This window comes from Actinoplanes sp. NPDC051494 (assembly GCF_044454705.1).
In the GTDB taxonomy this organism is placed as follows: Bacteria; Actinomycetota; Actinomycetes; order Mycobacteriales; family Micromonosporaceae; genus Actinoplanes.
In genome coordinates, this window is sequence record NZ_JBITDZ010000008.1 from 117640 (window position 1) to 130162 (window position 12523).

Consider the following 12523-nt stretch of genomic DNA (forward strand, 5'->3'; position numbering starts at 1 on the left):
CCAGGATCGATGAACCAGGCTGTCGGGGTTGGTTGATCCGTGACCCGATCGGGAGACCGAATACTATGGACCACCCTCGCCGCAGCCGGTGGGCTGTGCTGCGTCACCTCGCCGCACCCGCGCTCGCCGTGGCTGTCGTCGCCACCCTGCCGTTGAGCCGCCCCGAGCAGGCACAAGCCGCTCCGGAGTTCCAGCCCGGCATGTCACCCGCCAGTGTGAGTCACGGACTCCCCGGCGGGCCGACCGTCAAGGGCCAGTTCCTCAGCTACAACGACTTCCACGGTGCCATCGACCCGCCCGCCGGCTCCGGTGCCGTGGTCAACGGCGTGCCCGCGGGTGGTGTCGAATATCTCGCCACCTACCTCAAGAAACTGCGCGCGGAGGCCGCCAAGGAGGGCCGCAAGACGCTCACCGTCGGCGCCGGCGACCTCATCGGCGCGACCCCGCTGGTCAGCGCCGCGTTCCACGACGAGCCGACGATCGAGCTGATGAACGAGGTCGGCCTGCAGATCTCGTCGGTCGGCAACCACGAGTTCGACGAGGGCGTCGACGAACTCATCCGCCTCCAGCGCGGCGGCTGCCACCCCACCGACGGCTGCCAGGACGGCGACGGATTCCGCGGCGCAAAATTCACCTACCTCGCCGCAAACACCATCGACAAGAAGACCGGCCTGCCGATCCTGCCGCCCATCGAGATCAGGTACGTGGACGGCGTACCCATCGGATTTGTCGGTCTGACGCTCGAAGGCACCGCCGGCATCGTCAACCCGGCCGGCATCAAGAACGTGCGCTTCGCCAACGAGGTCGAGACCGCCAACAAATGGGGCAACATCCTCAAACTGTTCGGCGTGAAGGCGCAGGTGCTGCTCGTGCACCAGGGCGGCCAGCAGAACGTCTCGGACACCGTCCCGGTCCCCGGCGTCTCGGACTGCAACAACTTCAGCGGCCCGCTCGTCGACATCGTCAAGGGCCTCAACCCCGAATTCGGCGTCGTGGTCTCCGGGCACACGCACCGCTTCTACTCGTGCACGCTGCCCAACACCAAGAGCACCTCGGTGGTCACCAGCGCCGGCACCGTCGGCCAGCTCATCACCGACATCGATTACAGCATCGACCGCCGCACCGGGAAGTTCGCCACCATCACGGCCAAGAACGTGGTGGTCGAGAACGGTGTCCCCGACGGCAACGGCGGCTGGCTCAAGGACGCGGCCGGCGTCTTCCTCAAAAACCCCGCCACGGTCGACGCCAAAGCCAAAAAGGTCGCCGACAAATATCGTACGGCGGTAGCGCCGATCGCCAACAAGGTCGTCGGCGCCATCACGGGCGACATCGTGCGAACCGCCGGCCCCAACGGCGAGTCCCCGCTCGGTGACGTCATCGCCGACGCCCAGCTCGCCTACACCCAGGCGCAGATCGCCTTCATGAACCCGGGCGGCATCCGAGCCGACTTCGACGCCGAGGCATCCGCCGGTGGCGAGGCGACCGGCCAGGTCACGTACGGCGAGGCGTTCACCGTCCAGCCGTTCAACAACCTCGTCGTGACCCAGACATTCACCGGCGCCCAGATCAAGAATGTGCTGGAACAGCAGTTCGTCGGCTTCGGCGGGCAGACCACCCAGCGCATCCTCCAGGTGTCAGCCGGCCTCACCTACTCCTGGACCAGCACCGCCCCGGCCGGCGCCAAGGTCACCGGCCTGGCCCTCAACGGCACCCCGATCGACCCGGCCGCCAACTACCAGGTCACGACCAACGACTTCCTGGCCAACGGCGGCGACGGCTTCACCAACCTCACCCTCGGCACCGGCCGCACCACCGCCCCGGGCTTCGACGTCGACGCCCTCATCGCCCACCTCGGCGCCGGCGCCCCGATCGCCCCCGGCCCGGCCAACCGGATCACCAAGCTCGGCTGAAAACCTGTATCCCACGGTTCGGGCGGTTTCCTTGCGGGGCCGCCCGGGCCGGGGGCATACTCGCTTCGTGATTCAGGGCGCGCGATTTTATGGCTACGGCACCGGAAGTCCGGCGACCGTGGATCGCGCCTGAACGACAGGCCACCATCGAGCCCCGGGCTTCCCAGCCCGGGGCTTTATGCTGCCCGGGCCGGGCCGACCGGGGCACCAGCACCCGAGGAGCACGACATGAGCGCTGACCTGATCAACCAGAACAACCAGGAAGCCACTCCCCTCGACCAGCGCACCGGCGCGGGCGGAAAACTAGCCGCCGACGAGATCAAAGCGATCCGGGAACGGATCGACGAGATCGACCAGACGCTGATCGACCTGTGGCTGGAACGCTCCCGCCTCTCCCAGGAGGTCGGCCGGACCCGGATGGCGTCGGGTGGCACCCGGCTGGTCCTCTCCCGCGAGCGGGAGATCGTCGAACGGTTCCGGGAAGCGCTCGGTCCCGACGGCACTCAGGTCGCCCTTCTCCTCCTGCGGTCCGGGCGCGGGCCTCTCTGATCTCTCTCACGCTGGGGCTCTCTCACGCTGGGACGGGCGAGCTTGCCGCCGGATTCTGATGGTGGTCACCGGCGGCGTGATTGCCGGGCCGGGCTGGTCGGTCACCATTGCGGTGGGCGATCACCGCTGCCGCGCTACGGTCCTTCCCGGTCCACCGGTTCCAGCAGGCCGGCCTTCGTGGGTGTGGCGCGCGGCGCACCTCGCTGCTCCCGGTCCCGATGCTTGAGCCGCAAATCGCCACAAGAGCCGCAAATGTCTTGACAGCCACCGTCTGATGCCTCGACAGCCGACGCCAGCCTGAGCGGCGCGCCGGCACCGCCGTCCGCGAACCTGCCGACAGCTGGCGTCGCGGGCCGGGCCGGCGACCAACTCGGCGCGGGCCGGGCCGGCGACCAGCTGGCGCCTGGTCGAGCGCGCGGCAGACGGGCGATGCCAGCGGCCAGAACGGGCCTCGGCCGGGATCCTCTGGCAGCGGATGCCGTGGCTTCGTGACGTCGTTTGCTCAGCTGCCGCTTCCTGATCTGATCGCATCAAGTCCAGGGTCGTGGCGTCGCCAGCGGCTGGCTCATATCGGTCGAGCCGGGCTCCGGCTCCGGCTCTGGCACGACCGGTGGTGATCCGACCTGGTTCCACGAGTCTGAGCGCGCTCGCTGAAGAACACGAGTGGCGGCAGGCCGGCTCTGGAGGTTGTGCCGGCCCGGGACCACGTACCAGAGTCGCGGATTTTGCTCTGGGATAAAGCGAAAGGGGCCCGCCGAAGATCGGCGGACCCCGTTCCCAAGAAAACTTCAGTGCGCGTGCACGACGTCCCGCGGCTCAGCGAAGTGGCAGGCGCTCGGGTGGGCCGAGCGCTCGCGGATCGAGAGGACCGGGTCCTGCTGGGTGCAGATGTCCTGAGCCTTCCAGCAGCGGGTGCGGAAGCGGCAACCCGAGGGCGGGTTGGCCGGCGACGGGACGTCGCCCTCGAGAACGATCTGGTCGCGGTGGCCGCGCAGCCGGGGGTCCGGCACGGGGACGGCCGACAGCAGGGCCTGGGTGTACGGGTGGGTGGGGTTCTCGTAGATCTGCTCGTCGTCGCCGATCTCCACGACCCGGCCGAGGTACATGACGGCTACCCGGTCGGCGATGTGGCGCACGACGGAGAGGTCGTGGGCGATGAAGATGTACGAGAGGCCGAACTCGCGCTGCAGGCCTTCCAGGAGGTTGATGACCTGGGCCTGGATCGACACGTCGAGCGCGGAGACCGGCTCGTCGCAGACGATGATCTCCGGCTTGAGCGCGAGCGCGCGGGCGATGCCGATGCGCTGGCGCTGGCCGCCGGAGAACTGGTGCGGGTAACGGTTGACGTGGTCGGGGTTGAGGCCGACCGTGTCGAGGAGTTCCTGGACCGCCTTGGTGCGGCCCTTGCGCGGGACGACCTCGGGGTGGATCTCGAACGGCTCACCGATGATGTCGCCGACCGTCATCCGCGGGTTGAGCGAGGTGTACGGGTCCTGCAGCACCATCTGGATGTTGCGGCGGGCCCGGCGCATCGCGTTGCCCTTGAGCTTCGTCATGTCCTGGCCGCGGACGTTGATCGAGCCCGCGGTGGGTGTCTCCAGGCCGACGAGCAGCTTGGCCAGGGTCGACTTGCCACAGCCGGACTCACCGACGACGCCGAGGGTCTCGCCCCGGCGCAGCTGGAGGTCCACGCCGTCGACCGCCTGCACGGCGCCGACCTTGCTCTGGAAGACGATGCCCTGCGTGATCGGGAAGTGCTTCTTGAGTCCCCGGGTCTCGAGAACTACATCGTTGCGGTCGCTCATTCGCCGACCACGTCCCTCCAGAAGTGGCACCGGGACGTACGGCCCGGCGCGACGGTGTACGGCGGCGGGGCCGGGTCCTGACGGCACACGTCCTGGGCGTAGGCGCAGCGCGGGTTGAACGCGCAGCCCTGCGGGATTGCGGTCAGCGCCGGCGGCAGGCCGCGGATGACGCTGAGTTCCTGACCCTTCATGTCGAGTCGCGGGATGGACTCGAGCAGGGCCTTCGCGTACGGGTGTGCCGGGCGCGCGTAGATGTCGTAGACGCCGGCTTCCTCGACGACCTTGCCCGCGTACATGACGGAGATCCGGTCCGCCACGTCCGCGACGACACCCATGTCGTGGGTGATGAGGATGAGGCCCATGTTGCGCTCTTGCTGCAGCTCGGCGAGCAGGCCCATGATCTGCGCCTGCACGGTCACGTCGAGAGCGGTGGTGGGCTCGTCGGCGATCAGCACCTCGGGGTCGAGCGCCAGCGCCATCGCGATCATGACGCGCTGGCGCATACCGCCGGAGAACTGGTGCGGGTAGTCACCGAACCGGGTCTTGGCACCCGGGATCTTGACCATGTCGAGCAGCTCGATCGAGCGCTTCTTGGCGTCGGCGCGGGACATGCCCCGGTGCACCCGGAACAGCTCGGCGAGCTGGTAACCGATCGTGAAGACCGGGTTCAGGGCCGAGAGGGCGTCCTGGAAGATCATCGCGATCTGGTTGGCCCGCACCTTGCGGCGCTGGTTCTCCGGGAGCTTCAGCAGGTCGACGCCGCGGTACTTGACGGCGCCCTTCGTGATGAAGCCGGGAGGGGAGTCGAGGATGCCCATGATCGCCTGAGCGGTCACGGACTTGCCGCAGCCCGACTCGCCGAGGATCGCCAGGGTCTCCCCGGGCGCCAGCGAGAAGTTCGCGCCGTTGACGGCGCGCGCGACGCCGTACTGGGTGCGGAACTCGACGTGCAGGTCGGTGACCTCGAGCAGCGGGGCGTGCGGGTTGAGTCCGGGAAGGACGTCGATGTCCGCCTTGATATCGGTCATGTCGGGATCACCGCAGCTTCGGGTCGAAGGCGTCGCGAACAGCGTCGCCGAGCATGATGAAGGCCAGGACCGTGAGGGCCAGAAAGATCGAGGGCCAGATCAGCGGACCAGGAGCCACCCGAACGTACGACCCCGCCTCGGAGATCGCCAGACCCCACGAGATGGCGTCGCCCTTGAGACCGATGCCGAGGAACGACAGCGTCGCCTCGCTGGCGATGTTCGCGCCCAGCAGGATCGTCAGCACGACGATGAACGACGCGATCGAGTTCGGCACGATGTGACGCCACATCAGCCGTCCCGGGCCGGCACCGAGCATCCGGGCCGCCGCGACGTAGTCCTGGTTCTTGGCAGAGATCACCGCGGACCGCATGATGCGGGCCGCCGTGGTCCAGCCGAGGATGCCCAGTGTGACCGTCACCGCGACCACACCGTTGCTGGTGGGGTCGGCCGAGAAGCGCTTCGCCAGCACGATCGCGGCGAGCAGGAACGGGATGCCGAGGATGATGTCGATGAAACGCGACAGCACCGCGTCGACCCAGCCGCCGAAGTAGCCGGTGGCCAGGCCGAACAGCAGGCCGATCACGCCGGACAGCAGCGTCGCCAGCACGCCGACCTCGATCGAGGCGCGGGCGCCGTAGATCGTCCGGGCGTAGACGTCGCAGCCCTGGAAGTCGTAGCCGAAGACGCCGCCGGAGCCGTGCTGCCGGGAGAGAACGCAGTATCGCGGGTCCGCCGAGGTGAACAGCGTCGGGAACAGCGCCATTGTCACGATGACCACGACCAGGACGGCCGCGACCCAGAAGATCTTGTTGCGGCGCAGGTCCACCCAGGCGTCGCCGGCGAGGCTGCGCGGCTTGTCGCGCTTGTTCGCGTGCTTCGGCTCCATCGGAGGGGCGCCGGAGGGGCCGGTGGCGGCCGTCAGTGACTCACTCATAACGAATCCTCGGGTCGAGGGCGGCGTACAGCAGGTCGACCAGAAGGTTCACGACCAGGAAGACGATCACCAGGATGCTGACGAAACCGACCACCAACGGGCCGTCTTCAGTTCTGATACCGCGGAAGAGGTTGAAACCTACACCCGGCACATTGAAGACCTGCTCCGTGACGATGGCACCCGACATGAGGGAGCCGATGTCGAGACCGATGAGGGTCACGACGGGGATGAGCGAGTTGCGCAGCACGTGCACACCGATCACCCGCTTGCGGGACAGACCTTTCGCCTTGGCTGTGCGAACGTAGTCGGAGCGCAGGTTCTCAGCTACCGAGGACCGGGTGACCCGGAGCTCGGTGGCGACAGCCAGGCTTCCCAGGACCAGTGCGGGCATCAGCAAGGCCCAGAACGATGGATGAGCGCCGGTTGTCGGCGGGAACCATCCGAGTTTGATACCGAAGATCAGCTGGGTCAGCGGGGCGAGCACGACGATCGGCAGCGACAGGATGATCAGCGTGATCACCAGTGTGACGTTGTCGAAGATGCTGCCGCGGCGGATGCCGGAGACGACACCCGCGGTGACCGCGAGCGTGGCGGCGATCACGATGGCGATGAGCGCCAGCTGGATCGTCACGGGCCAGGCCGCGGTCATCATGTCCGAGATCTTGCGACCGGTCAGTGACGTACCGAAGTCACCGGTCAGCAGACCCTTCATGTAATACCAGTACTGGACCAGGAACGGTTCGTCGAGGTGGTAGCGCTCTGTCAACGCTTGACGAACGCTCTCTGTGATGGGTCGTTCGCCCGCCAAAGCCTGGATGGGGTCGTCCTGGTTGGCGAACGTCAGCGCGTACACGAGAAAGGTGGCCCCGAAGAACGTCAGGACCATCTGCAGTAGGCGCCGCACGATATAGCGGAACATACGGATAAGCCTCTTCCGCGGAAGATGCGCCGCCGAGCGTCGTGGGCCGGCGGCTGAGAAGGGGGAACACAATGGTGGCGCCACGGTTGCACAGGGCCCCGTAACGCCACCACCGTACTAGCGGCTAAATCAGCTGGCGGTTTCGATGTTGTAGATGTCGACCCGCGTCTGGGTGTCCACCTTCACGTTCTTGACCTTCTCGGAGAAGCCGTAGACGTTCTGGCCGAACCGCAGGGGGATGACCGGCATGTCCTTGACGAGGATGTCCTCGGCTGCCTGCCACTTGGCGATGGCGGCGTCGGTCGTGTCCGCGGCCGAACCCTCGGCGACCAGGGCGTCGAACGCCTTGTTGCTGTAGCCGTAGTAGTTCGAGGAACCACCGGTGCTGTACAGCGGGCCGAGGTAGTTCTCCATGAGCGGGTAGTCCATGACCCAGCCGAGGCGGATGAGGCCGACCGGCTCCTTCTTCTCGACCTTGGTGAGCAGGTCGGCGAACTTGGGCTCCGGGGTACCGACACAGTCAACGCCCGGGAGGGACTGCTTGACCTGGTTGCACATGGCGTCGACCCAGGCCTTGTGGCCACCGTCGGCGTTGTACGTGATCTGGATCTTCTTGGGACCGTTGTTGGCGTCCCACAGTTCCTTCGCCTTGGCGGCGTTGTAGGTGCAGTTCTCGCCACAGATGTCGGCGCGGTAACCCGCGACGGCCGGGGAGACGAAGCCCGTGGCGGGCTCCTGCGAACCGAGGAAGATCTGGTCGGTCATCTCCTGGCGGTTGATCGCCATGGAGAGGGCCTTACGGATCTCGACGTTCTTGAACTCCTCCTGGAACGTCGGGAAGCCGACGAACTGGAAGGACGAGCTCGGGGACTTCTGGAAGCGGTCGCCCAGGTCGCCAGGAGCGGCGGCGAGGCTCTCGATCGGAATCGTGGTCTGGACGTCCACGTTGCCGGCGGTGAGGTCGGCGTACTCCGCCTTCTGGTCCTGGTAGATCTTGAAGTTGATGCCGTCGATCTTCGGGACGGTGCCCTTGAAGCCGTCGACCTTCTCGACCTCGATCTGCGAGTCGTGCTGCCACGAGCCCTTGATCTTGAAGGGGCCGTTACCGATGATCGTGTCCTCGAAGCCGTCGGCGATGACGCCGGGGGCGGAGAACGCGGCCGCGGGCAGCGGGTAGAACGCGCTGTAGCCCATGACGGACTCCCAGCCGGCGAACGGCGCCGTCAGGGCCACCGTGAAGGTGGTGTCGTCGACCTTCTTGAGGCCGGTCAGCGTCTTGGCCTTGGGCTCGGGAGCCTTCTGCGGGCCGTCCTCGCCGTCCGGGTCCTCGGACTGCAGGTCGGCGTAGCCCTCGATGCGCTCGAAGAAGTACGACGCACCCTGACCGTTCGGGCCGTACGCGCCATAGTTCCAGGCGTTGATGTAGCTGTCGGCGGTAACGGCTTCACCGTTGCTGAACGTGAAGCCGGGCTTCAGCTTGACGGTCCAGGCCTTGTTGTCGTCCGAGGTGATCGACTCGGCCGCCACCTCGACAGGCTTGTTCTGGTCATCGAAGTCGACCAGCGGGTAGAACAGCGCGGCGAGAACCTGCGCGCCGCTGGTCTCCGTGGCGTTGGTCGGGATGAGGTGCTGAGGCTCACCGATACCGATGACGACGCTGTTCGTGTTGGCGTCGTCTTCATCCGAGCCTCCGCCAGAACAACCGGCGGCCAACAAGGCGATGGCGGTCGCTCCGACCGCCACCTTCCATGGGCGATTCCCAAACATGGGAGTGTCTCCTTCAGAGGGCGCTCACGAGGGGTTGTGTGAGTAGGAGCAACCCTCGCACAGACCCTCTAGCCCCGAACGGTGCCGTTATCAACCCGATATTAGGCCGAGACTCCCCCGGCGCTTTCGGGAGATCGTACTTTCGGTCAACTGCAACGCTCTGACCAGGAGTTATACCAAAGGCGCAACAAGCTGGTAACTTTCATCAACACCCATGTCCGCTTTAACCCTCAGGGGGCTAAAAATGGCCGGGCGTACGTTTGATGCCGATCACACGAGACGGCGGTCGGCGGCCCACCGGGACAGCTCGTAACGGTTGCTCATCTGGAGCTTCCGGAGCACGTTCGACACGTGCGTCTCGACCGTCTTGATGGAGATGAAGAGTTCCTTGGCGATCTCCTTGTAGGCGTACCCGCGGGCCAGCAACCGCAGCACCTCGCGCTCGCGGTTGGTGAGCTGGTCGAGCTCGGGGTCCGCGACCGGCACGTCGGGGCGGGCGGCGAACGCGTCGAGCACGAAGCCGGCCAGCCGCGGGCTGAAGACCGCGTCGCCGTCGGCCACCCGGCGGATGGCCGCGGCCAGCTCGTCCGGGGAGATGGTCTTGGTGACGTAACCGCGGGCACCGGCCCGGATCAGGCCGATCACGTCCTCGGCGGCATCGGAGACCGACAGGGCCAGGAACTTCACCTGCGGATGGGTACGCCGCATCGCGTCCAGCACGGCCCGGCCCCCGCCGTCGGGCATGTGCACGTCGAGCAGCACCACGTCCGGGGTCAGCGCGGAGATCCGGGCGACGGCCTCGGCGACCGAACCGGCCTCCCCCACGACATCGACGTGCGCACCGAGCTCGGCCCGGACCCCGGCGCGGAACATCGCGTGGTCGTCGACGAGGAAGACGGTGAGGCGGGGCTGCTGGTCGGTCATCGTGCGTTCTCCTTCGTTGCGGAGACGCTCTCGCGCGAAGCGGGCAGCGTCAGGCGTACCTCGGTGCCGTCCCCCGGCGCGCTGCGGATCACGGCCTTGCCACCGTGCCGCCGCATCCGCCCGATGATCGACCCCCGGACCCCGTGCCGGGTATCTTCCACCGTTTCCGGGTCGAAGCCCGCACCCCGGTCCCGGACGAACACGCTGAGCTCGGCGTCCTCGACCTCGGCGTACAGCGAGACGGTCTGCACGCCCGCGTGCCGGGCCGCGTTGACCAAGGCCTCGCGGGCGGCCGCGACGAGTGCCGCGACCCGCTCGTCACACTGCGTGTCACCAACGATGACCGTCTCGACCGAGATCGCGTACGTGTCCTCGACCTCGGCCGCGGCCTCCTCCAGCGCCGCCCCGAACCGCTCGGTCGGCGAGGCGGCCGGCTTGTACAACCAGTTGCGCAGCGAGCGCTCCTGACCACGGGCGAGGCGCTGAACCTCCTTGATGTCCGTCGAGTTGCGCTGGATCAGCGCGAGCGTGTGCAGCACCTGGTCGTGGATCATGGCCGCGACCTCGGCCCGCTCCTGCTCCCGGATGCGCCCCTCACGCTCGCTGCGCAGCTGGCTGAACGTGCGCCAGAGCAGCGGCGCCACCACCACACCGACCCCGAGCAGGCCGACCAGGGCGAAGATCACCCCGTTGAACACCGTGGAGAGGTTGCCGGCCGGGGCGTAGACGGCGAGCACGCCGATCACGCCCACCGCGACCAGGACGCCCCCGCCGATGAACCGGAACAGGAAGGACCGGCGGTCACTCTCGGCGACCACGGCGGCCAGCCAGGGGGTCTGCGGGGCCTGATCCGCCCAGTGCCCACGCCGGGCCGGGTCGGACTGGTGCCAGATCACCCCGGCGCCGACCGCGATCAGCGCGATCAGCCAGCCGGCGGTGCCGGTCACCCCGTTGCCGCCGAAGAGCAGACCCTGCAGCAGGACCACACCCAGGCCGATTGCTCCGAAGGGAAGCAAAAGGGCCAGATCCCGGCGGGGTTGCGGGGCGCCGTCCGGGACCTGTTGCGGCAGGAACGCCCAGAACACCGCATAGAGCAGCAGACCCAGGCCGTTGAAACCCAGGAGGACGACCAGGGCGATGCGCACAGCCATGACGGGTACGCCGAGATGGCGCGCGATCCCGGACGCGACTCCCGCGATGACGCGGTGATCACGTCGCCGATAGAGACGGCGCGTCGGTGGAAGTGCGGCGGCGGCGGTGATCACTGCTCCTCAGGGCTCGCGAAAAGACTCGCTCCGATCGTCACACGTCTGTCACGCCCGGGCTACGGGGAAACACCCCCAGGCCGTGGCCCCCGGATCTCAGGGTGGGCTCAGGGTCGGAGCCGGAGGCACATCGGGTACGGGAACAGCCAGTATCGAAGTCATGACCGACGAAGCTGCCCCGCCGCCTCCGCCACCCCCACCGGCGGATGGTCCCGTATGGTCCCGCGAGCTGCTGATCCGGCCCCGCCAGGGCCGCTACCTCGCCGGGGTCAGTGGTGCGATCGCCCGCGCCACCAACACCGATCCGGTGCTCTGGCGGGTCGTGCTCGCCGTCCTCGGTTTCTTCGGCGGCGTGGGCGTGCTCGTCTACCTGCTCGGCTGGCTGCTGATCCCCGCCGAGGGCGACACCGCCTCCCCGCTCGAGTCTCTGCTCGGCCGGGGCCGCTCGGGCATGGCGCCGGTCTCGGTGCTGCTGCTCGGCGCCGCGTCGATCGTGACGTTCGCGTTCGTGGTGAACGACGGCTTCCGGGCCGGGTTGCTCGTCGCGACCGCGCTGATCGCGGTGGCCCTCGTCCGCAAGCGCGCCGGCCGTAACGCCGGCTCGGCCGGGTTCCCGACCTTCTCCCCCGCCGGGCCGCCGGCTGCCGGGCCTTCCTACACCGGGCCTCCCTACGCCGGGCCTCCCTCCGCCGGGCCTCCCTCCGCCGGGCCTGCCTCCGCCGCGCCTTCTGCTGCCGGGCCTACCCCGTCCGCGCCTTCTGCTGCCGGGACCGCCTCCGCCGGGACTGCTGCTTCCGGGCCTGCGGATGGCGCCGGGCCTGCGGATGGCGCCGGGTTTCCGCCGGCCGCGTATGCCCCGGGCGAGCCCTCGGAGGGTGAGCCGACGGTCGGGTTCGCGGCCGCCGGCGGTCCGGCGACCGCCACCGCACCGGCCGGCGAACCGGTGATGCCCGCGCCGCCCCAGCCGCCGCGTTTCGCGCCGCCGACCGGGGACTACCGGCCGCCGTTCGCGCCGCACGGGCCGTGGGCGCAGAGCGCCGCGCAGCCGCCGTTCACCCCACCGTTCAGCCCGCCGGCGCCGCCCGTGGCGCCCCGGCCGCCGAAACCGCCGCGTGAGCGCTCCAAGCTCGGCCGGATCACATTCTTCGGGCTCGTGGTCATGATGGGGATCCTGGCCGCCGTCGATGCCGGCGGGGCGAGCGTGCCTGTCTCGGGCTACTTCGCGGCCGCGCTGGCCACGGTCGCGGTGGGCCTGATCGTCGGCGCCTGGTTCGGCCGGGCCCGGGGTCTCATCGTGCTCGCCGTGCTGGTCTCGCTCGGCCTGGGCGTCTCCTCCAGCGTCGAGACCTTCGGCGGGCGGGTGGCCAACAGCTCCTACCGGCCGCAGACCATCGCCGCGGTCGCCGACCGGTACGACTTCAC

At 68.4% G+C, this 12523-nt stretch carries 9 protein-coding genes and 2 pseudogenes; 4 read left to right on the forward strand and 7 right to left on the reverse strand.

The genetic code is table 11. From position 1 onward, the window contains the following. The first annotated feature begins 65 nt into the window (after window positions 1-65). Together ACIA6A_RS25965 and ACIA6A_RS25970 are read left to right on the forward strand one after the other, a co-directional pair. The gene (locus ACIA6A_RS25965; protein WP_396100458.1) at window positions 66-1910 is read left to right on the forward strand and encodes a bifunctional metallophosphatase/5'-nucleotidase; all 1845 of its coding nucleotides are present in this window, start codon (window positions 66-68) and stop codon (window positions 1908-1910) included. 228 nt (window positions 1911-2138) lie between these two features. Further along, window positions 2139-2459, forward strand: a complete 321-nt coding sequence (locus ACIA6A_RS25970) for a chorismate mutase (protein ID WP_396100459.1) — start codon at window positions 2139-2141, stop codon at window positions 2457-2459. A gap of 788 nt (window positions 2460-3247) precedes the next feature. Here the strand turns inward: ACIA6A_RS25970 and ACIA6A_RS25975 are convergent. The 7 genes from ACIA6A_RS25975 to ACIA6A_RS26005 all read right to left on the reverse strand — a co-directional run bounded on the left by ACIA6A_RS25975 (window position 3248) and on the right by ACIA6A_RS26005 (window position 11098). Next, window positions 3248-4264 carry an ABC transporter ATP-binding protein gene (locus tag ACIA6A_RS25975; RefSeq protein WP_396100460.1) on the reverse strand — a complete coding sequence of 339 codons (1017 nt, stop codon included), beginning with the start codon at window positions 4262-4264 and terminating at the stop codon, window positions 3248-3250. Continuing rightward, entirely contained in the window at window positions 4261-5292 is a 1032-nt protein-coding gene (locus ACIA6A_RS25980) for an ABC transporter ATP-binding protein (protein ID WP_396100461.1), read from the reverse strand. Before ACIA6A_RS25980 ends, ACIA6A_RS25975 begins: the two co-directional genes overlap by 4 nt. Window positions 5293-5299: 7 nt before the next feature. Continuing rightward, a complete protein-coding gene (locus ACIA6A_RS25985; RefSeq protein ID WP_396100462.1) occupies window positions 5300-6226 on the reverse strand; it encodes an ABC transporter permease in 927 nt (308 codons plus the stop codon). Beyond that, window positions 6219-7145: an ABC transporter permease gene (locus tag ACIA6A_RS25990; RefSeq protein ID WP_396100753.1), complete on the reverse strand. Its 927-nt coding sequence runs from the start codon at window positions 7143-7145 to the stop codon at window positions 6219-6221. Before ACIA6A_RS25990 ends, ACIA6A_RS25985 begins: the two co-directional genes overlap by 8 nt. A gap of 129 nt (window positions 7146-7274) precedes the next feature. After that, complete coding sequence (locus tag ACIA6A_RS25995; RefSeq protein WP_396100464.1) at window positions 7275-8912, reverse strand: ABC transporter substrate-binding protein; 1638 nt, start codon at window positions 8910-8912, stop codon at window positions 7275-7277. A gap of 270 nt (window positions 8913-9182) precedes the next feature. Next, on the reverse strand, window positions 9183-9836 hold the full coding sequence (locus tag ACIA6A_RS26000; RefSeq protein WP_396100465.1) for a response regulator: 654 nt from the start codon (window positions 9834-9836) through the stop codon (window positions 9183-9185). Next, window positions 9833-11098, reverse strand: a complete 1266-nt coding sequence (locus tag ACIA6A_RS26005) for a PspC domain-containing protein (RefSeq protein WP_396100755.1) — start codon at window positions 11096-11098, stop codon at window positions 9833-9835. The genes ACIA6A_RS26000 and ACIA6A_RS26005 overlap by 4 nt, the downstream gene beginning before the upstream one ends. Window positions 11099-11261: 163 nt before the next feature. Here ACIA6A_RS26005 and ACIA6A_RS26010 point away from each other — a divergent pair. Together ACIA6A_RS26010 and ACIA6A_RS26015 are read left to right on the forward strand one after the other, a co-directional pair. Then, window positions 11262-11489 (forward strand): annotated as a pseudogene (locus ACIA6A_RS26010) (PspC domain-containing protein); the annotation flags it as partial. 296 nt (window positions 11490-11785) lie between these two features. Next, window positions 11786-11980: pseudogene (locus ACIA6A_RS26015) on the forward strand (hypothetical protein); the annotation flags it as partial. Window positions 11981-12523 lie beyond the last annotated feature (543 nt).